We start from the raw sequence: 18,192 nt of genomic DNA, 5'->3' as shown, positions 1-18,192 counted from the left end.
TCCCCTGCGGGAGCGAGCTTGCTCGCGATGGCGGTGGATCTGTGTGCATCGATGTAGGATGTGCCAGGGTATATTTTATTGGCGCGTGCGGCCGGTCATCTCCTGGGCCATTTCGCTGGCATAGCTGTCAGTCATGCCGGCGATGAAGTCGATCATTCGCAGGAATGCGCCATGCAAAGGGCCGTTGGGATCTGGCGCATTGTTCCCCAGCAGGTCGAGGATGCGCCGATTCTTGAACGAAGGCGTGCGGCCACCGTGCTGTTCGAGGGCGGCGCCGCAAAAGCCGTTGAGCAGGATTTCCAACGTGGTGTAGGCGCCGATCTCATGCAGGGTCTTGCGCTTGTCCTGGAAGATTTTCCGGCGCGCCATGTCCTTGGCATTCAACACGCAGCGTTTTGCCGGGCCGTGCATATGCTCCACCAGGTCCCCTGGCAGCGTGCCGGCAAGCAACGCTTCCTGCTGCTCGACAAACGCCCGGGCGGCGGCGTTGGTCAGGTGTTCGATGGCTTTGCCCCGCAGGATCGCCAGTTTGCGCCGTCGCGAGTCCAGTGGCCCCAGTTGCCGGTAGGTGTCCGGAAGATCGTCGCCCACCAGGTCCAGGAGCAGCGATTCCACCTGTGGGTATTCCAGCAGATCCATCTCCACGCCGTCTTCCAGGTCGATCAGCGCATAGCAGATGTCATCGGCGGCCTCCATCAGGTAAACCAGCGGATGCCGTGCCCAGCGTTGATCCTCGATCTGTGGCAAACCCAGTTTATGGGCGATCTGTTCCAACAGTGGCAGTTCGCTCTGGTAGCAACCGAACTTATGCTTCTTGTAGCCCAGGGAATCGGCGTGGCGGGCAGTCCAGGGGTATTTCAGGTACGTGCCGAGGGTGGCATAGGTCAGCCGGGTTCCGCCGTCGAACTGGTGGTATTCAAGTTGGGTGAGGACGCGGAAGCCTTGGGCGTTGCCTTCGAAATTGAGGAAGTCGTTGCGCTCGGCTTCGCTCATCGCATCAAGCCAACCACGCCCGGCGGCCTGCTGGAACCAATAACGAATGGCGTCCTCGCCGGAATGACCGAACGGCGGGTTGCCAATGTCGTGTGCCAGGCAAGCCGATTGCACCACCATGCCCAGGTCGCTTGGCTCGCACCAGTCGGGTAGGGCATTGCGGATGGTTTCTCCCACGCGCATGCCCAGGGAGCGCCCGACGCAACTGACTTCCAGGGAATGGGTCAGGCGCGTGTGGATGTGGTCGTTGCTGGAAACCGGATGCACTTGCGTCTTGCGCCCGAGGCGGCGGAAGGCACCGGAAAAGATGATGCGGTCGTGGTCTTTGTGGAAGGGACTACGGCCCAGTTCTTGCGGGCTATGCAGCGGTTTTCCGAGACGTTCGCGAGTCAGCAGGGTATGCCAATCCAAGGCCGGTTGCTCCGTTCGATGATGTCGATGCCCTAGCTTCCCGGTTCGTGGGTCGCCCTGCAAGGCTTATGCGGGTAGGAGCTGCCGAAGGCTGCGATCTTTTCGTTCACTCAGGATTCAATTGGCTGGGACAAGATCGCAGCCCCGTTGCACTCGACAGCTCCTACACAGCGCTTGCTCCACGATCCCTTCAGGGTTTGCGCAGGTCCTTGGCCAGCTTGACCAGCGGCAGCAATGTCGTTGCCAGGCGGATCAGGCCAGTTAAACCACCGCCACCGCCATGGCGGGTCCGTTTTCCGGTTAGGAAACCGAGCAGGGACACCGCCGCTACGCCCCACAGTGGCGCATGCTTGATGCCGAAACCTTCGTGCCAGCTTTGCGTCAAGCCGCGCACCCGTTGCAAGGGCTGCAGCAATTGGCGCGTCTCCTGGCGGATTTCCTGGCGGTGCATTTCCATGCGCAGGCGCACCAGTGCCTTGCGCATTTCCTGTCGTGTCCGGGCTTGAGGGATATCAGGCAGGCTCATGGCAGCAGGCGCTCCCGGTCATTGGCCAGTTCTTCGAGGGTGGCGTTGAAAGGGGAGGACTCGTCGTAGATCGCTGCCTTGAGCCGCAGACCGCAGAACAGCGCCGCCAGCAGATAAAACAAGCACAGGCCGATAATGCCCGACAGACGATAGGTGTCCCAGACCAGGATCAGCACCAGCGCCGAAAGCCCGACCAGCAGCAGCAAGCCGAACACCAGTGCAAGACCGGCGAACAGCAGGAGGCTGACGGTGCGGGCCTTCTGTTCCTGCAACTCCATGCCGAACAATTCGACGTGGCTGTGTAGCAAGCCAAGAAACGCCGCGCCCAGGCGGCGTGCTGTAGGTTGTGTGCCCGCTTCGGACGAGCCGGATTCGTCGATACCCATGATCAGCGCCGTGTCGCCAGCAGACCGATCAGAAAACCAACGCCCGCGGCAATGCCTACCGATTGCCAAGGGTTGGCCTGTACATATTCCTCAGTGGCGACTACCGCAGCCTGGCCACGTTCGCGCATGGAGTCTTCAGTCAGCTTGAGCGTCTCGCGGGCGCGCAGGAGGGTTTCGTGGATCTGGCTGCGCAGCGCATCGGCTTGATCGCCTGCCAGCGTCGCGGTGTGATCGAGCAAGCGCTCCGTGTCGCTGACCAGCGTCTGGAAATCTTCCATCAGGATGTCTTGAGCAGTCTTTGCCTGGGTTCTGGCCATGGGTGAATCTCCGTAAGTGACGTCTGAAGCGTTCGAGTATGAGCCTTGCTGGAAGGTTCAGTGAAAGTGACTGGTACAACTTTTGCTCACGCATCTGCCATGTACTGGTGCGTCAGCCTGCGCCAGTGCGCTGAAGCTGGGCGCAAGCCCGCAAAACCTTAACCCAAATAATCAAAACCCGCGAAGCAGCTCCAAGCGGGGCTTCGTTTTGCCCGTTGTGGCGCACCAAAGCGGTTCGTTGGCCTGCGTTCGGCCGACGAATCGTTTCAACTTGGTGCGCTTGTGGGGTGGATGAGCCGGTTTGGTGCTTTTTTCAACTTTTTCAGGTCTGCCAACCCATGGAAAATATGCAAAGTGCCGTGGACAGTCTGGTCCACAGCTCCAACACGCTGTTCATCCTGCTCGGCGCCGTCATGGTCCTGGCCATGCATGCCGGCTTCGCCTTTCTTGAGGTGGGAACGGTCCGGCAAAAAAACCAGGTCAATGCGCTGTCGAAGATCCTCAGCGATTTCGCGGTCTCGACCCTGGCCTATTTCTTTGTAGGCTACTGGATTTCCTACGGTGTGACCTTCCTGCAGCCAGCGGCGGTGCTCAGCACCGATCATGGCTACAGCCTGGTGAAGTTCTTCTTCCTGTTGACCTTTGCCGCCGCGATCCCGGCCATCATTTCCGGCGGTATTGCCGAGCGTGCGCGGTTCGCCCCGCAGTTGTGCGCCACAGTGCTGATCGTGGCGTTTGTCTATCCGTTCTTCGAAGGCTTGGTCTGGAACGGCAATTTCGGCCTGCAGGCCTGGCTGCAAGCCCGGTTCGGCGCCAGTTTCCATGACTTCGCCGGCTCTGTGGTGGTGCATGCCATGGGCGGTTGGCTGGCGTTGGCCGCGGTGCTTTTGCTCGGCCCCCGCAATGGCCGCTACCGGGACGGTCGCCTGGTGGCGTTCGCGCCTTCGAGCATTCCATTCCTGGCCTTGGGCTCGTGGATCCTGATTGTCGGCTGGTTCGGGTTCAACGTGATGAGTGCCCAGACCCTGCCTGGGGTGAGCGGGCTGGTGGCGGTCAATTCGTTGATGGCCATGGTAGGCGGTACCGTGGCGGCCTTGATTGTCGGGCGCAATGACCCAGGCTTCCTGCATAACGGCCCGCTGGCCGGGCTGGTGGCGGTCTGTGCCGGTTCCGACCTGATGCACCCGGTGGGTGCGCTGGCCACGGGTGCCATTGCCGGTGCTTTGTTTGTCTGGTGCTTCACGGCGGCTCAGGGCAAGTGGAAGATCGACGATGTACTCGGCGTCTGGCCGCTGCACGGGCTGTGCGGCGTCTGGGGTGGCATTGCCTGTGGCATCTTTGGCCAGGGTGCCCTCGGCGGTCTGGGTGGGGTTAGCCTGATCAGCCAGTTGATTGGCACTGCACTGGGTGTTGTCGTCGCCCTGGCTGGCGGGTTTGCGGTCTATGGCGCGATCAAGGCCGTGCTGGGACTGCGCTTGAGCCAGGAAGAAGAGTATTACGGTGCCGACCTGTCGATTCACAAGATCGGCGCAGTCAGCCAGGACTGATCGGCGCACTAAGGTTCCTTGTCCTGGTTGCCCGGGTAAAAACCATGGAGCAGGCGATAACGGTCGTGACGAACCTGATCCACATGATGCCGGACTTGCTGCTCGGGCAGGCCGAGCATGATCAGGGCGTGGGACGCCAGCATCAGGCTCGATTCCAGCAGCTCCGGGACCACTTCGCTGGCCCCGGCTGCCTGTAACTCGGCCAATTGGCTGTCGTCACGGGTGCGCACCAGGATCGGCACCTGTTGGTTGACCCGTCGGGCCGCCTTGAGCACGGTGATGGCGATGTCGGTCTTGTCCACTGCGATCACCAACAGCCTGGCGCGGCTCAAGCCAACGGCGGTGAGCAGGTCACCCCGTCGCGAATCGCCGTAATGCACGCAGTTTTCCCCGACGGTGGCTTCCTGGATGATCACCGGGTCGTCATCCAGGGCGACGAACGCCTGGCCTTCGCGGCGCAGGAAGCGCCCTATGGACTGGCCGACGCGACCGTAGCCGCAAATCACCACGTGATCCGACAAGCCGGCATTGAGTGCGCTGATCTGCTCCAGTTGCGCCTCTTCGTTGGGTTTGCGATGCAGGCGCGCGGCGATGCGTGGCGCCGCGCGCAGCAACAGCGGGGTCAGCAGCATCGAGCAGAATGTCGCGGCCAGCAGCAGGCCGCTGATGTCGGCGGGCATGAGACGGTTCTGCTGCATCAGCGCCATCAAGGCAAAACAGAATTCGCCGCCCTGGGCCAGGGCCAGGCCACTGCGCCAGGCGGTTTCCCCATCACTGCCGCGCCATTTCACCAGGGCGGCGACCACGCAACCCTTGATAAGCATCAAGCCGAGGGTCAATCCCAGGATCAGCAGGCCGTCATCGAGGAACAGCTGCAGATCGATCAGCATGCCGATGCTGACGAAAAACAGCCCCAGCAGGATGTCGCGGAACGGGCGTATGTCGGCTTCGATCTGATGGCGGTAGTGGCTTTCCCCCAGCAACATGCCTGCCAGGAAAGCCCCCAGGGCCGGCGACAAGCCGAGCAGGTGGGTCAGCCATGCCGTCAGCAATACGATCACCAGGGCCAGCAGCACGAACAATTCTGCGGAGCGGGACGCCGCTACCTCATGGAACAGCCGGGGCAACAGCAGCCGGCTGGCCAGCAGCAGGCCCCCGAACAACACCAGGGTCTTGCCCAGGGTCAGTGGTAGCGCCCAGTACCACGGGTGCTCGCTGCTGCCGGCGAAGACCGGCACCAGGGTCAACAGCAGCACTGCGACGACGTCCTGGAACAACAACACACCGATGGCGTTCTGGCCGTGGCTGCTGAAGATCTCGCCCAGGCTGGTCAACTCCTTGCTGACAATGGCGGTGGAGGACAAGGCCAGCCCCGCACCGAGCAGCAACGCGGCGATCACCGGTGCGCCGCACACGGCCAGCAATCCCGCCAGTAGCGCTCCCGAGCACAACACCTGCAGGCTGCCGAGGCCGAACACGACCCGACGCAGCTCGAGCATTTTCGACAGGGAAAACTCCAGTCCCAACGAGAACAACAGGAACACCACCCCGAGCTCGGCCAGGTCTGGCAGTTCTTCGCTGTCGTTGACCCAGTCCAGCGCGGTCGGCCCCACCGCCAGCCCGACGCAGAGATAGCCCAGCACGGGGGGCAGGCGCAGCCGCCGGAACAGGGCGATGACCACCAGGGACGAAGCAAGGATGATCAGCAGGTTGGCAAACAAGGGGAACTCCGTTTCAAGGCTACAACGCACAGCGTAGAGGGGAAACCGTGACAAGCGTCGCTGGAAAAGCATTTATGTTCAGTGATTTGCATCAGCGTTTTACCGAAACACCCTGAAGCGAGCCAGTGACTCGACGGTTTTCCGAGGCGGGCCTAGAATGACCGTCTATCTTTTTAGGGTCTACCCGCCATGCTTCCTGAATGCCAGTTGTTCGGCACCCTGGGGTGTCATCTTTGCGAAGTCGCCGAAGCTGAACTGATGCCTTTCGTCGAACATGGATTGTTGGTGGAGCTGGTGGATATCGCCGAGGACGAGACCTTTTTCGAAGCCTATGAGTTACGTATCCCGGTCCTGCGCAGGATCGATACTGGTGCTGAGCTGGACTGGCCTTTCGGCGCCGAACAGATCGTGACCTTTCTCCGCTGAGTGGCTCGTCCGTCAGTTTCTGATACTGCGGTTGGCGAAAATAGCCTGCTTCGGTTACTGTATGTTCATACAGTTATCTGGAGTGCATCCCTTGGTCAATGTCGAACAACTGAAAAGCAGCGTAAACAGGATGTCCGCGGACGTTGTGCGTGAGGCGGTCCTGGAGCTGCGCCTGGATGGCTTGGTGACCGAAGGCAAGACACCGTTCAATAAACTGCATTTCAACACCTGTTTCGCCGAGATCGAAGCGTTGTTCCAGCGTGCCGGCTATCACAAGCAGTTGGATGTGGTGGGTTACCAGGGCTTGCTGTACGCGCTGTACGATCCAGGTCGCTGGGAGGCGGTGGAAGTGCTGCGCTGGTTGAAGGAGTTCACCGAAGCGGCTGCCAAATCGACGTCAGTCACGGCGTGAAGCAATCATCGCTGGGCTGACCGATGCGACTGTCGGATAATGCCGCCCTGTAAAACGCCCAAGAGTTTTCAATGTCCGGTTCATTGTTTTCCGCCGCTCATCATCAGGCCAGTACGCTGTATCTGCCGCCCGGTTCCTGGTCGACGGTGCTGGAGTGCTTGTGCGAGCATTTCAGCGCCATCAGTCGCGAGCAGTGGCTGGACCGGATCGCCCGGGGACGGGTATTGGACGGGGAGGGCAAGGCCATCCCTGTCGACTTGCCGTACCGTGAAGGCCTGCGCATCCACTACTTCCGTGAAGTGCCCGACGAGAAGCCGATTCCGGTGGTGGAGTCGATCCTGTACGCTGACGAGCATCTGGTGGTGGCAGACAAACCGCATTTCCTGCCTGTCACCCCGGCGGGCGAATACGTCGAACAAACCTTGCTGCGACGGCTGATCCGGCGGCTGGACAACCCGCATCTGGTGCCCTTGCACCGCATCGATCGGCATACGGCTGGGCTGGTGTTGTTTTCGGCCAACCCGAATACCCGCTCGGCGTATCAGTCGTTATTTCCGACGCGGCGGATCGAGAAACGCTACCAGGCCATTGCCCGCGCGTTGCCTGGGTTGACCTTTCCGCGAGTACATAAAAGCCGAATGATCGATGGCGAACCGTTCTTCCGAATGCAGGAAGGGCCGGGCGAGCCCAATACCGAAACGGCCATCGAAGTGCTGGAAAGGAATGGCGAGTTGTGGCGTTATGGTTTGTATCCGGTGACGGGTAAGAAGCATCAGTTGCGGGTTCACATGAATGCCCTTGGGGCGGGGATCTGCAACGATCCGTTTTATCCTGATGTGCTTCGGGATGTTGAGGATGATTACTCCAATCCGCTAAAGCTGCTGGCTCAGGGGTTGCGTTTTGTCGATCCGGTTACGGGGCAGGAGCGGGTGTTCGAGAGTGGTATTTCGTTGCAGTGGTAGTTTTTGTTTAGGGTAGGGTGTGTATATCCGTTATTTAGGTAACGGCCGCTTATGGTTCCGCTTTTACAGCGGGTCACTTTTGGAAGAGCGCCAAAAGTAACCAAAAACGCTTTGCCCCACCACTTGGTGCCTCGCTCAGGCTCGGCATGCCCTCACTCCGGCATTGCTCCGTGGGCCCTTCGCGGCGGCCCACGGAGCAATGCCTTCGTTCAGGCATGCCGAGCCTAAGCGAGGCACCGAGTGGTGGGGCAAAAGCGTTTTGCTTACTTTTGCGCTTTTCAAAAGTGAGCCGCTGTAAGAGCGGAACCGCCAGTGGCCGTTACCGAAGAAACGGATATACACCCAAAACTCAAAACCCAAGCCCAAAAAAAAACCGGCGCTTCCCTCTTCAGGAAGCGCCGGTTTTTCCAGCAACATCGGGCAGCAACGCTACAGATTACAAATCCTTAACGGTACGAACCTGATCCTTGTTCACGCGAGTCTGCTTGCCATCCAGTTGCTCGAATTCGTAGAAGCCGCTTTCTTCATCGTAATGGGGGGTATCGACGGCCTGGATTTCGCGACCGTCATTCAAGGTGATCACTGTTGGCGAAGCGCACCCGGCAAGGGTGGCGAGGCCCAGAGCGAGCATGAACGTGGCGAGGGTCCGTTGTGTCATGGTGTTTCTCCGAAATGGATTCTTCAAGTTACTGACCTTCAGACGTATACATTGCGCGCAAGTTCCTGGCTAGTGTCAATCTGACACGCCTTTATGTCGGGCCAGTAACTCCGGGGTGTTCAGATTGGCCAGCCGCGGATCGTCGGCAGGGCACTGCAAGGCAATGGCGTGCAGCGCGCGCATGATGCGACCGGGGCTGCGTTCGCCTTCGCTCCAGGCCTGTTCGAAGCGTGCTGCCAGGGTTAACGGAATGACGCACAGCAGCGGCTCCCAATGCTCGCCGTGCCGCACCATCAATGGTTGATCAGGGTGCTGGCTGGCCGTTTTGCGCATGTTGTCGAGCAGGCTCGCGTCGATCTGCGGCACGTCGCACGGCAGCACCAGCAAATACGGATGCCTCGCTGCCTTGAGACCCGCCCGGATGCCCGCCAGCGGCCCGGGAAAGTCGCCTTCCTCGTCATGCACCAACTGATCGGCATACGCTGCATAACGTTGCGCATTGCGGTTGCAGGAAATGATCAGGTCATCGCTCATGGCGCGGGTCTGGCGATGGAGATGAGCAATCAGCGGTTCGCCTTGCCACTGCACCAGGCCTTTGTCCTGGCCGCCCATGCGTTGCCCACGCCCACCCGCCAAGAGCAGAATGGAGCAGGATGGCAGCGGCGTGTTCGAGGTCATGGCGTGTCTCCGCACGGGCTAAAAAATGAAGCGCTGTGATATAACACCGGGCTGTTTCCTTCACAACTGGACGAGCCTATGAAAGCCAAGGCTGATGTACCTTTCGTGCCGCTCAATATCGCGGTGCTGACAGTCAGCGACACCCGTACCCTGGAAACCGATACGTCCGGGCAGGTCTTTGTCGATCGGCTCACGGCGGCCGGTCACAACCTGGCGGCGCGGGTCCTGCTCAAAGATGATTTGTACAAGATCCGCGCGCAAGTCGCGACCTGGATTGCCGAGGACGTGGTGCAAGTGGTGCTGATCACCGGCGGCACCGGTTTCACGGGGCGTGACAGCACGCCGGAAGCGGTCACGTGTCTGCTGGACAAGCAGGTCGACGGGTTCGGCGAGTTGTTCCGGCAGATATCCGTGGCTGACATCGGCACTTCCACTGTGCAGTCCCGTGCGTTGGCCGGCCTGGCCAATGGCACGCTCGTATGTTGCCTGCCAGGGTCGACCAATGCGGTGCGTACCGGATGGGATGGGATCCTGGCCGAACAATTGGATGTACGGCATCGACCGTGCAACTTCGTGGCCCATTTGAAACAGGCTGCTCCTTGTGAATCCCGTGGGTAAACCGGGCAAGGCCGGTGCCTTGATGGCCGTTGAGGTGGCGTTGGAGCGGCTGCTCGAGATGGCGGCGAGTACACCGATTGTCCAGCGCGAGCATTTGCCTTTGGCCGCGGCGTCAGGGCGAGTGCTTGCCGAGGATCTGGTCTCGACCCTTGATCTACCGCCATGGCCCAACAGCGCCATGGACGGTTATGCCTTGCGGCTGGCGGACTGGAACGGCGAGCCGTTGGTGGTCAGCCAGCGGATTTTTGCCGGGCAGGCGCCGGAGCCGCTGGCCGCTGGCACGTGTGCGCGGATCTTCACGGGGGCGCCAGTCCCTGCCGGCGCCGATTGCGTCGAGATGCAGGAAAACACCGTGGTTGAAAGCGATCAACGGGTGCGGTTTACCGAGCCCATGGTCGGTGGGCAGAACATTCGTCCTCAAGGACAGGAGACCACCGTTGGGGAGCAAGTCCTTTGCGCCGGTACTCGCCTGGGGCCGATCGAGCTGGGCTTGGCGGCATCCTTGGGCTGTGCGTCGCTGGACGTGGTGCGCAAGGTCCGCGTCGCCGTGCTGTCCACGGGTGATGAGCTGGTCGAGCCCGGGCAGGCATTGGGTCCCGGCCAGATCTATAACAGCAACCGCGTGTTGCTGTGCGGCTGGCTGCAACGCCTGGGCTGTGAGGTGGTTGACGCAGGTATCCTGCCCGACGATTTGTCGGCCACCCGCGAGCGCCTGGCACAGTTGTCGGATGTCGATCTGATCCTGTCCACTGGAGGGGTATCGGTGGGGGAGGCGGACTTCCTGGGCATCGCCTTGCGCGAGGACGGTGAATTGGCGCTGTGGAAACTCGCCATCAAACCGGGTAAACCGCTGACGTTCGGGCATTACCGTGGCGTGCCAGTCATAGGCTTGCCTGGAAATCCCGCTTCGACCCTCGTGACGTTCGCGCTGCTGGCACGACCTTACCTATTGAGACGCCAAGGCGTTCAGTCGGTGGCGCCGCTCAAGTTCAAGGTGCCGGCCGGTTTCGCCTGGCCAAAGGCGGGCAGTCGACGAGAATACCTGCGAGGTCGTATGGAGAATGGCCGAGCGATCATCTACCGAAATCAGAGCTCGGGTGTCCTGCGCAGCGCGGCCTGGGCCGAAGGGCTGGTCGAAGTGCTCGAGGGACAGACGCTGGTGGAGGGCGACGAGGTGGGCTTCATCCCCTTGAGCGAAGTCCTGGGCTAGTACCCTGGCAGGTGTTCTCCGGCCCGAGTTGAACGCTCGGGCCTTTGCGCGCCTCACCTTTATCGCGTGAGCAGCATCACCAACTGATCGAATCGATTGTTGGCAATCCAGCCCAGCAGGCCGAGCACCACCGCCGCGGCCCCAGCCGAATAGGCCAGCCGGTGGCGGATCACCCTGACGTCGGTGCGAATTTCATCCATGTCTTTGCGGATGTATTTGAGGTGGGTTTCCAGTTCAACGACGCGCGGTTCCAAATCAATTCCTCCAACGGGATTACTGCAACTTTTGCATTCGTTTCGAGTATCGGCCCGCCCGCTTCCAAAGGGTGCGAGCTGCCGGGGCGACAGTTTGTATTCACGGTTATGCATGGGACGGTCCATCCCCTTGGGCATAACTGTTCGAGCGACTGATCCGGCCCCTGCGGGCCGTGACGTATCCATCCATGGGAGAATGCTTCCTTGTGTGATGAGGGTTTAAGCGATCCAGCAAACATGAAGCCAAGGTGTCTCAATACCGCTGGAGGGTCAATTGAGCTGATTCGCCAGATCTTGTAAGAAAACTCTTCGAATCAGGGCGTGTCGATCGGGCGAGTCGTCCTGCTCTGTTAATAAATTGAGATGCGTCGGGCTTTTTCGCTCGAATGGGTGGTCCCATGCCTGAACCTTCCAATGACGGAGACCACGATGAGCAAAGGCAAGGCGCTGTTGATTCTGCATGGCAAGCAAGCGCTCAACGAAGAGGTTCGCTCGGCAGTGATGCTCAAGCGCGAACAGGGCTGGGAGCTGGCGGTACGGTTGACCTGGGAAGCCGGTGATGCCCAGCGATGCGTCGATGAAGCCCTGGATGCTGGTTATACCCGACTGATCGCCGGCGGCGGTGATGGAACCTTGCGTGATATCGCCGAAGCGATCGCCCTCAAGTCCAGCGATGCCAGTCTGGTACTGCTGCCGCTGGGCACGGCCAACGATTTCGCCCGGGCGGCCGGTGTTCCGTTGGAGCCTGCGCAGGCCCTGGATCTATTGGACGTTGCGCCGCAGGCCGTTGATGTGGGCGAAGTCGGCGGGCGGATTTTCCTGAACATGGCCACCGGTGGTTTTGGCAGCCAGGTGACGGCGAACACCTCCGAGGATCTCAAGAAGGTCTTGGGCGGTGCCGCCTACCTGTTCACGGGCCTGTCGCGATTCAGTGAGCTGAGTGCCGCCTATGGTGAGTTGCAGGGCCCCGATTTTCACTGGCAGGGCGATTTGCTCGCGCTGGGCATCGGGAATGGCCGGCAGGCGGGGGGAGGCCATGTGCTGTGCCCGGAGGCGTTGGCGGATGATGGGTTGCTGGACATCAGCATCCTGCCGGCGCCCCAGGAAGTGGTCAGTACCTTGAAGGACTTGCTCGCTGGCGGCCTGGGCATCGACAACATGTTTGTCCGCGCGCGCTTGCCGTGGGTGGAAATCAAGGTCGCTCAAGGCCTGGACATCAATCTCGATGGCGAACCGTTGCAGGTCGGCACCCTGCGCTTCACTGTCCGCCCGAAGGCGCTGCGGCTGCACCTGCCATCCGATTCGCCGCTGTTGGGCGGCGCGACGGTGCTCAGTCATCCAGGCTGATGATTTGCTCGCGCACCGCGAACAGCACAAGGCCGGCCACGTCATGGATCTGCAAGCGCTTCATGACTTGCGCCCGGTGGGTTTCCACGGTCTTGACGCTCAGGTTCAGGCCGTTGGCAATTTCCCGAGTGGACTTGCCACGCACGATCAGCCGCAGAATTTCCAACTGGCGTGCCGTCAGGTTATGGGTCTGGGCAGGGCCCGGCTGATGTTTCTGGACGCGGGTCAGTGCCTGGTTGATCACCGTGTGAGCGATGGCAGGGCTCAGGTAGCGTTCGTCATTGCGCAGCGCTTCCAAGGCGTGTTTCAGCTCGGTGGCGGTGGTGTCCTTGAGCAGGTAGCCATGGGCGCCTGATTCGAGCGCCTGCATGATCAGTGTCGGATCCGTATGCATCGACAGGATCATCACCTTGCTGTGAGGTCGTACCCGCTTGAGCTGTTGCAAGGCATCCAGGCCGCTGGTGTCCTTCATGGAAATGTCCAGCAGCACGATGTCGGGGTTCAGCCGCTCGACCAACTCCACCAATTGCGTGCCGTCATTGGCTTCGCCGATCACGGCATAGCCTGGGATATCCATGACCAGGGCGCGTACGCCGGCCCTGATCAGGGAGTGGTCATCTACCAGAAGCAAATTACAAATCAAAGGAGAACCTTATTCTTACTGGCTCGTTCCAGGGCGCGCGGTGCCCAGGGGAAGCGTGCTTCGATGTGCGTGCCTTTGCCGGCCTCGCTCATGATCTTGAGGGTACCGCCCAATTGTTCGACCCGCTCCAACATGCCGGCCATGCCTCGTTGACCTTCGCGAGCGGGGTGGCTGGCCGGGACAAATCCCTGGCCATCGTCGCTGATCACCAGGGTCAGGCCGTCGGGCAGGCGTTGCAGGCGTACCAGCAGGTTCGTCGCCCGGGCATGGCGCAATATATTGGTGACTGCTTCCTGGGTGATCCGGAACACCGCGACCGACATCTCCTCCGGGATCCCCGTCATGCGCTGTTGGCAATCGAGGCTCCACTTCACCGGGACGTTGGCCAGGGTCTTGAGCAGGTGCGCCCGCAGGCTGGCCTCAAGCCCGAGGCTGGCCAGTTCTCTGGGGTTGAGAATCGCCGATACGTCGCGGACCTTGTTGAGGGTTTCGTCCAGGGTCTCGCACAAGAGCGCGCACTGACCTTGCAATTCCTCTGGCATCCGCCGCTTGAGCCATTCGCCTTGCAGTTTCGCCGCGGTCAGCAACTGGCCAATGTCGTCGTGCAGTTCGCGGCTGAGTCGATGGCGCTCATTCTCCTGGACCTCGAGCAACCGGTCGGCCAGCTCCTGGGGCTGGAATTTGATGGATTTGCGCGACAATCGATGGTGGATCCAGACACAGCTCAAGGCCGCGACATTCAGGGCCAGCAGGACCAACGGCACCGTGTCGGCGTACAGGTAGGTGAGCAGGCAGCCGAAGGTCGAGCAGATGCACAATAATAAGGTGAAGCGACGGGCGTTTTCTCGGGAGGGAGGCCAGGTGATGAATGACTTGAGGCTGGCGTGCATAGCGGATGGAGCCAATGAATGTTCGCTGCGGGCAGGCCGGTCAGCGCATCTGACAGGCCGGGTCGGGTAAACGTTTCAGGTCGAAGGCGGCTTCGGTTGGCGGCTTTTATGACGCTGTCTTGAAGTGGCTGACGCGGGAGATAGTACCACTTCGCCTATCGTTGGTCGCGCTCGGCATGGAGCCGTGAAAGCGCTAGGGAGCAGGCACATCGCCATCGTATCAGGCTTGTTTCTGGGGATAAGACACCAACGCCAGCGGACGCGACGCGGCCAATGCCTGGCCGGGACTCTGACCCACCTGGAAAGCGAATGCCTCGATCAAGGACGTCTGTTCGCTGCTGTCCAGGCCCAACTGGCCAGTGGTGTGATCGACCAGTTCCAATTGCCAAGCCATCAGGGTGAAGCAATCCTTCAACGCGTCCAGGGCCTGATCATGCAACTCCATGTGGTTTTGCGCATGGCTGAGCAAGCCATGGATATGCAGGGAAAACTCCGAAACGGCTTCCAGCGCCAGGGCATTGGCCTTGTTTGCCAGTTTCAGCAAAGTGCTGAGCATGCAGTCGATGGCGTCCTTGTCATTGTTGATCAATTGCAGATGGCTCAGGCATTCCTCCGACTTGGCCAGCAGTGTCTCGGCCTCGATCAGAAATTCGGGAAGACGTTGATTCCAGTTCCTACGATCGTTCGGCATGCTTATCTCCACAACATCATGTCAGGCGAAAGGAAACCGCGTATGGCGAACGGCTGGATCTCAAGGTCGACCGCGGACGGAGGCGTGACGACACGCCCGTGCCGTTCAGCGAAGGTGAATTCGTAAACGATTACACGGGTGGGATCGGCCGAAAGGCTGCAGGTCCGATGTCCTGTGGTCGCGTACAAAAGCCTGACTCCGTTCAGCAATGAGAATGGCGTCACATTAATGGCTATTGGATAACGGGAATATCAGGTTGGACCTGATTGTGCCTAGGGGAATCCCTTAGGCAGGGGAACTTAGTGCGCAAACCGGAGTCGCGCAGCGGGGAAAAGTAGCAGATGAAATCATGAAGCCAGTAAAACATGATGTTAATGTGATATCAATTCCCCTCGCTGTGTTTTATCCGGGGGTCAAGATTCGGTTCGTACGGCCGATATCGGTTTTATTGGATTCATCCGAACAAGCCCAGGAGTCATCGATGGCCGGCATTCTCGACACAGTAGATCAACGAACCCAACTGGTGGGTGAGAATCGTCTGGAAATTCTCATGTTTCGCCTGGCGGGTCGGCAGTTGTTCGCCATTAACGTGTTCAAAGTCCAGGAAGTCCTGCAACTACCGAAGTTGACCCTGATGCCGCAACGCCACCCGTTCGTGTGCGGCGTGGTCAATCTGCGAGGCCAGACGCTGCCGGTGATCGACCTGTCCCAGGCCATTGGCATGCGTCCGCTGGTGCCAGGAGCCAACAGCACCATTATCGTGACCGAATATAACCGTTCGGTTCAGGCGTTCCTGGTGGGCGGTGTCGACCGCATCGTCAACATGAACTGGGAAGCGATCCTGCCACCGCCGACCAGCGCCGGTCGCGAGCACTACCTGACGGCCATCAGCAAGGTGGACGATCAGTTGGTGGAAATCATCGACGTGGAAAAAGTCCTGGCCGAAATCGTGCCTTACAACGCCAAGGTCTCCCGGGACAAACTCGAAGACCCGGTGCTGGAGCGCGCCCGTGGCCGCGAAGTGCTGCTGGTGGACGACTCCAATGTTGCGCTCTCGCAACTGCGAGACACCCTGGGTCAACTGGGCGTGAAAATGCACATCGCCAGCGACGGCCTGAAGGCCCTGAACATGCTCAAGGCCTGGGCCGATACCGGCGAGGTCATGACCGACAAATTGCTGATGATCTTCACCGACGCGGAAATGCCGGAAATGGACGGCTACCGCCTGACCACCGAAATCCGCAACGACCCGCGTTTGCGTGGGCTCTATGTCGTACTGCACACCTCGCTGTCCGGCAGCTTCAACGACTCGATGGTCAAGAAGGTCGGTTGCGACAATTTCCTCTCCAAATTCCAGCCGGACAAGCTGGTCGACGTGGTGCGTCAGCGGTTGATGCTCGACTGAAACCGATGGTGGTTTGCTTCAACGGCCGGCTCGTATAAGGTGGCATTTTTTTGCCACCGGGGAGTTGACCATGTTGCGGCTGAGCGCGCTGTATCGGTATCCGTTGAAGTCCGGCAAGGGTCAACCCCTGCAGGACATTGGCCTGGACAAGCTCGGGCTGGACGGTGATCGGCGCTGGATGCTGGTGGACGAGGGCACGGGCCGGTTCTTGACCCAACGCGCCGTGGCGAAGATGAGCCAGCTTTCGGCCTTATGGAACGAGGCGGGTGGCCTGACGCTCAGCGCGCCGGGCCATGGCGCCATCGACGTGCCGTTGCCGCCCACCCAGCAAGAGCAGCGGCGCGGCGTGATCATCTGGCGTGACACCTTGCGTGTGCCGGACGCCGGTGACGCGGCCGCGGCCTGGGTCAGCGAATTCATCGGCAACCCCACGCGGCTGGTGCATGTGCCGGTGGAACTGGCACGTACCACCGCCGCCGGTTATGGCAAGGACGACGACAAGGTCGCTTTTGCCGATGGTTTCCCCCTGCTGCTGATTGGCCAGGCATCATTGCAGGACTTGTCGAGCCGGGTCGGTCGCTCGTTGGAAATGCTGCGCTTTCGTCCCAACCTGGTGGTCGAGGGCAGCGAGGCGTTTGCCGAGGACGGCTGGAAGCGCATTCGTATCGGCGAGGTGGAGTTTCGGCTGGTCAAGCCTTGCTCGCGTTGCATCATGACCACGGTCGATCCGCACACCGGAGAACGCGATCCGCATCGCGAACCCTTTGCCACGTTGCAGCAATACCGTTCGACGCCGGACGGTGCGATGTTCGGCCAGAACCTGGTCAACGACAGCGATGGCCGGCTTGAAGTCGGCATGCCGGTTGAAGTGCTCGAATAAAAAGAGCCGTGAATAAAAATGCCCGTGTCATTGGACACGGGCATTTTTGTTTGTCACGTCACGGCTTTTCTAGCTTTTCTAGCGAGGGGATTTATCCCCGCTGGGCTGCAAAGCAGCCCCCAACAAGGCTTAGCACAATCAGCCTGACACACCAAGGCGGCAGGTCTTGGGGCTGCTGCGCAGCCCAACGGGGATAAATCCCCTCGCCACAGAATCAGCCGCAAGCTCCCTCGCCACAGAGGTAACCGTGTCTCCGGGAGGGGGCCAGTTTCGGTGGTGTGCCGAATCAGCCGCGGTATTCACACAGATAGGCAGTGTCGACGGTCACTTTGAGCTGGAACTTGCTGTTGGCCGGTACATTGAACTGGCTGCCGGCCGCGAAGGTTTCCCAGCCGGTGCTGTCGGGCAGCTTCACGGTCAGGGCGCCGGAAACGACGTGCATGATTTCCCGTTGGGCCGTGCCGAACTCATATTCGCCCGGTGCCATGACGCCGATGGTCGCGGGGCCTTCGGCAGTGCCAAAAGCGATCGACTTGACGGTGCCGTCGAAGTACTCGTTGACTTTAAACATGGGCGATTCCTCGAAAAAGGGGCTTAAAAAGGCCGGCCAGTATGCACAAGGCTTGAACATTCGTCATCTGCCGCGCCGGGCGGTGGCCGCCGCTCAACCCGGCAGCACTAGGGGCAACAACCGCGCGGTGTTACGGGCATCTTCCAGGGCGCGGTGCTGTTGCCCGCAAAATTGCAGGCCCGCCAGTTGCAGCGCGCCATTGAGCCCCAGCGGTCGTTCCAGCCGACGGGCCTTGGCGAAGCGTTGCTTGAGGTTCATGTGCGGCATCTGGGCGAGGACACTGTGCAACTGTTGGTGCTGCCATTCCTGAAGTAATTGCTTGCGGTCGTAGTCGCCCCAACTGACCCAGCTTTCCAGCTTCGGATGATACGGCGCCAGCCAACGCTCGAACGCCGGCCAGACTTCGGTCAAGGGCGCGGCGCCGTCAATATTGGCTTGGGTGATGTGAGTCAGTTCGCGACAGAACGGCGTGAGCAGCGGTCGTCGCAGGGGGCGTACGAAGCGCTGGAAATGATCCACTTCGCGGCCGTCACGATTCACCAGCGTGGCGCCGATTTCGATAATTTCCATTTCGGTTACCGGCCAGCCACCTTCATCGGTGGTGGCCTCCAGATCAATCACCAGCCAGTGAGGCATTGCGAGGTTC

At 60.4% G+C, this 18,192-nt stretch carries 22 protein-coding genes; 9 read left to right on the top strand and 13 right to left on the bottom strand.

The window, feature by feature from the left end; translation table 11 throughout:
• Positions 1-75 precede the first annotated feature (75 nt).
• The 4 genes from AB4N80_RS25525 to AB4N80_RS25510 all read right to left on the bottom strand — a co-directional run bounded on the left by AB4N80_RS25525 (position 76) and on the right by AB4N80_RS25510 (position 2,633).
• Entirely contained in the window at positions 76-1,404 is a 1,329-nt protein-coding gene (locus AB4N80_RS25525; RefSeq protein ID WP_053183171.1) for a deoxyguanosinetriphosphate triphosphohydrolase, read from the bottom strand.
• 190 nt (positions 1,405-1,594) lie between these two features.
• Positions 1,595-1,930, bottom strand: a complete 336-nt coding sequence (locus tag AB4N80_RS25520; RefSeq protein ID WP_122567849.1) for a hypothetical protein — start codon at positions 1,928-1,930, stop codon at positions 1,595-1,597.
• The gene (locus AB4N80_RS25515) at positions 1,927-2,316 is read right to left on the bottom strand and encodes a phage holin family protein (protein ID WP_060738527.1); all 390 of its coding nucleotides are present in this window, start codon (positions 2,314-2,316) and stop codon (positions 1,927-1,929) included. Before AB4N80_RS25515 ends, AB4N80_RS25520 begins: the two co-directional genes overlap by 4 nt.
• Positions 2,317-2,318: 2 nt before the next feature.
• On the bottom strand, positions 2,319-2,633 hold the full coding sequence (locus AB4N80_RS25510; RefSeq protein ID WP_122567850.1) for an ElaB/YgaM/YqjD family protein: 315 nt from the start codon (positions 2,631-2,633) through the stop codon (positions 2,319-2,321).
• 338 nt (positions 2,634-2,971) lie between these two features.
• Between AB4N80_RS25510 and AB4N80_RS25505 the strand changes: the two genes are divergently transcribed.
• On the top strand, positions 2,972-4,180 hold the full coding sequence (locus AB4N80_RS25505; RefSeq protein WP_122567851.1) for an ammonium transporter: 1,209 nt from the start codon (positions 2,972-2,974) through the stop codon (positions 4,178-4,180).
• 8 nt (positions 4,181-4,188) lie between these two features.
• Here the strand turns inward: AB4N80_RS25505 and AB4N80_RS25500 are convergent, their stop codons facing one another.
• Positions 4,189-5,901, bottom strand: coding sequence for a cation:proton antiporter (locus tag AB4N80_RS25500; RefSeq protein ID WP_122567852.1), 1,713 nt, complete (start codon positions 5,899-5,901; stop codon positions 4,189-4,191).
• Positions 5,902-6,090: 189 nt separating this feature from the next.
• Here AB4N80_RS25500 and AB4N80_RS25495 point away from each other — a divergent pair, with 189 nt between their 5' ends.
• From AB4N80_RS25495 to AB4N80_RS25485, 3 genes are all read left to right on the top strand, one after another.
• Positions 6,091-6,327 (top strand): glutaredoxin family protein, encoded by a 237-nt coding sequence (locus tag AB4N80_RS25495; RefSeq protein ID WP_122567853.1) that lies wholly within the window; start codon positions 6,091-6,093, stop codon positions 6,325-6,327.
• A gap of 91 nt (positions 6,328-6,418) precedes the next feature.
• Complete coding sequence (locus AB4N80_RS25490; RefSeq protein WP_003199451.1) at positions 6,419-6,739, top strand: hypothetical protein; 321 nt, start codon at positions 6,419-6,421, stop codon at positions 6,737-6,739.
• Positions 6,740-6,810: 71 nt separating this feature from the next.
• A complete protein-coding gene (locus AB4N80_RS25485) occupies positions 6,811-7,701 on the top strand; it encodes a pseudouridine synthase (RefSeq protein ID WP_305470326.1) in 891 nt (296 codons plus the stop codon).
• 436 nt (positions 7,702-8,137) lie between these two features.
• On the opposite strand, the gene AB4N80_RS25480 is transcribed toward AB4N80_RS25485, so the two are convergent.
• Complete coding sequence (locus AB4N80_RS25480) at positions 8,138-8,359, bottom strand: YgdI/YgdR family lipoprotein (protein ID WP_003199454.1); 222 nt, start codon at positions 8,357-8,359, stop codon at positions 8,138-8,140.
• Between the two features lie 75 nt (positions 8,360-8,434).
• Entirely contained in the window at positions 8,435-9,037 is a 603-nt protein-coding gene (gene mobA / locus AB4N80_RS25475) for a molybdenum cofactor guanylyltransferase MobA (RefSeq protein WP_305470329.1), read from the bottom strand.
• Positions 9,038-9,115: 78 nt separating this feature from the next.
• Between mobA and moaB the strand changes: the two genes are divergently transcribed.
• The gene (gene moaB, locus AB4N80_RS25470) at positions 9,116-9,655 is read left to right on the top strand and encodes a molybdenum cofactor biosynthesis protein B (protein WP_053120541.1); all 540 of its coding nucleotides are present in this window, start codon (positions 9,116-9,118) and stop codon (positions 9,653-9,655) included.
• Between the two features lie 22 nt (positions 9,656-9,677).
• Positions 9,678-10,865 carry a molybdopterin molybdotransferase MoeA gene (locus tag AB4N80_RS25465; protein WP_163006838.1) on the top strand — a complete coding sequence of 396 codons (1,188 nt, stop codon included), beginning with the start codon at positions 9,678-9,680 and terminating at the stop codon, positions 10,863-10,865.
• A gap of 59 nt (positions 10,866-10,924) precedes the next feature.
• On the opposite strand, the gene AB4N80_RS25460 is transcribed toward AB4N80_RS25465, so the two are convergent.
• Positions 10,925-11,233, bottom strand: coding sequence for a hypothetical protein (locus AB4N80_RS25460; RefSeq protein WP_354336715.1), 309 nt, complete (start codon positions 11,231-11,233; stop codon positions 10,925-10,927).
• A gap of 315 nt (positions 11,234-11,548) precedes the next feature.
• Here AB4N80_RS25460 and yegS point away from each other — a divergent pair, with 315 nt between their 5' ends.
• Entirely contained in the window at positions 11,549-12,466 is a 918-nt protein-coding gene (yegS, locus tag AB4N80_RS25455; protein WP_122567858.1) for a lipid kinase YegS, read from the top strand.
• On the opposite strand, the gene AB4N80_RS25450 is transcribed toward yegS, so the two are convergent.
• The 3 genes from AB4N80_RS25450 to AB4N80_RS25440 form a co-directional block, all read right to left on the bottom strand.
• The gene (locus AB4N80_RS25450) at positions 12,450-13,109 is read right to left on the bottom strand and encodes a response regulator (RefSeq protein ID WP_122567859.1); all 660 of its coding nucleotides are present in this window, start codon (positions 13,107-13,109) and stop codon (positions 12,450-12,452) included. The genes yegS and AB4N80_RS25450 overlap by 17 nt on opposite strands.
• A complete protein-coding gene (locus AB4N80_RS25445) occupies positions 13,106-13,999 on the bottom strand; it encodes a sensor histidine kinase (protein WP_460083161.1) in 894 nt (297 codons plus the stop codon). Before AB4N80_RS25445 ends, AB4N80_RS25450 begins: the two co-directional genes overlap by 4 nt.
• Positions 14,000-14,219: 220 nt before the next feature.
• Positions 14,220-14,690, bottom strand: coding sequence for a hypothetical protein (locus tag AB4N80_RS25440; RefSeq protein ID WP_305470331.1), 471 nt, complete (start codon positions 14,688-14,690; stop codon positions 14,220-14,222).
• Positions 14,691-15,171: 481 nt separating this feature from the next.
• On the opposite strand from AB4N80_RS25440, the gene AB4N80_RS25435 reads away from it, so the two are divergent.
• Both AB4N80_RS25435 and AB4N80_RS25430 read left to right on the top strand, forming a co-directional pair.
• Positions 15,172-16,095, top strand: coding sequence for a chemotaxis protein CheV (locus tag AB4N80_RS25435; RefSeq protein ID WP_053120553.1), 924 nt, complete (start codon positions 15,172-15,174; stop codon positions 16,093-16,095).
• 70 nt (positions 16,096-16,165) lie between these two features.
• The gene (locus tag AB4N80_RS25430) at positions 16,166-16,975 is read left to right on the top strand and encodes an MOSC domain-containing protein (protein WP_122567863.1); all 810 of its coding nucleotides are present in this window, start codon (positions 16,166-16,168) and stop codon (positions 16,973-16,975) included.
• Positions 16,976-17,261: 286 nt separating this feature from the next.
• Here AB4N80_RS25430 and ppnP read toward each other — a convergent pair whose 3' ends face one another.
• Complete coding sequence (gene ppnP, locus AB4N80_RS25425) at positions 17,262-17,546, bottom strand: pyrimidine/purine nucleoside phosphorylase (RefSeq protein ID WP_122567864.1); 285 nt, start codon at positions 17,544-17,546, stop codon at positions 17,262-17,264.
• A 93-nt stretch (positions 17,547-17,639) separates the two neighbouring features.
• A complete protein-coding gene (locus AB4N80_RS25420) occupies positions 17,640-18,182 on the bottom strand; it encodes a 3'-5' exonuclease (protein WP_122567865.1) in 543 nt (180 codons plus the stop codon).
• Between the last annotated feature and the right edge of the window lie 10 nt (positions 18,183-18,192).

This window comes from Pseudomonas sp. H3_A02, from assembly GCF_054671965.1.
Note: the sequence above shows the minus strand (reverse complement) of the source record. Positions and strands in the feature narration are given on the sequence as shown.

Bases quoted from the DNA above. Each gene is read 5' to 3' on its own strand.
- AB4N80_RS25520 (WP_122567849.1), bottom strand. From the start codon at position 1,930: ATGAGCCTGCCTGATATCCCTCAAGCCCGGACACGACAGGAAATGCGC.
- AB4N80_RS25515 (WP_060738527.1), bottom strand. From the start codon at position 2,316: ATGGGTATCGACGAATCCGGCTCGTCCGAAGCGGGCACACAACCTACA.
- AB4N80_RS25510 (WP_122567850.1), bottom strand. From the start codon at position 2,633: ATGGCCAGAACCCAGGCAAAGACTGCTCAAGACATCCTGATGGAAGAT.
- AB4N80_RS25505 (WP_122567851.1), top strand. From the start codon at position 2,972: ATGGAAAATATGCAAAGTGCCGTGGACAGTCTGGTCCACAGCTCCAAC.
- AB4N80_RS25495 (WP_122567853.1), top strand. From the start codon at position 6,091: ATGCTTCCTGAATGCCAGTTGTTCGGCACCCTGGGGTGTCATCTTTGC.
- AB4N80_RS25485 (WP_305470326.1), top strand. From the start codon at position 6,811: ATGTCCGGTTCATTGTTTTCCGCCGCTCATCATCAGGCCAGTACGCTG.
- AB4N80_RS25480 (WP_003199454.1), bottom strand. From the start codon at position 8,359: ATGACACAACGGACCCTCGCCACGTTCATGCTCGCTCTGGGCCTCGCC.
- mobA (WP_305470329.1), bottom strand. From the start codon at position 9,037: ATGACCTCGAACACGCCGCTGCCATCCTGCTCCATTCTGCTCTTGGCG.
- moaB (WP_053120541.1), top strand. From the start codon at position 9,116: ATGAAAGCCAAGGCTGATGTACCTTTCGTGCCGCTCAATATCGCGGTG.
- AB4N80_RS25465 (WP_163006838.1), top strand. From the start codon at position 9,678: ATGGCCGTTGAGGTGGCGTTGGAGCGGCTGCTCGAGATGGCGGCGAGT.
- AB4N80_RS25460 (WP_354336715.1), bottom strand. From the start codon at position 11,233: ATGCATAACCGTGAATACAAACTGTCGCCCCGGCAGCTCGCACCCTTT.
- yegS (WP_122567858.1), top strand. From the start codon at position 11,549: ATGAGCAAAGGCAAGGCGCTGTTGATTCTGCATGGCAAGCAAGCGCTC.
- AB4N80_RS25445 (WP_460083161.1), bottom strand. From the start codon at position 13,999: ATGCACGCCAGCCTCAAGTCATTCATCACCTGGCCTCCCTCCCGAGAA.
- AB4N80_RS25440 (WP_305470331.1), bottom strand. From the start codon at position 14,690: ATGCCGAACGATCGTAGGAACTGGAATCAACGTCTTCCCGAATTTCTG.
- AB4N80_RS25435 (WP_053120553.1), top strand. From the start codon at position 15,172: ATGGCCGGCATTCTCGACACAGTAGATCAACGAACCCAACTGGTGGGT.
- AB4N80_RS25430 (WP_122567863.1), top strand. From the start codon at position 16,166: ATGTTGCGGCTGAGCGCGCTGTATCGGTATCCGTTGAAGTCCGGCAAG.
- ppnP (WP_122567864.1), bottom strand. From the start codon at position 17,546: ATGTTTAAAGTCAACGAGTACTTCGACGGCACCGTCAAGTCGATCGCT.
- AB4N80_RS25420 (WP_122567865.1), bottom strand. From the start codon at position 18,182: ATGCCTCACTGGCTGGTGATTGATCTGGAGGCCACCACCGATGAAGGT.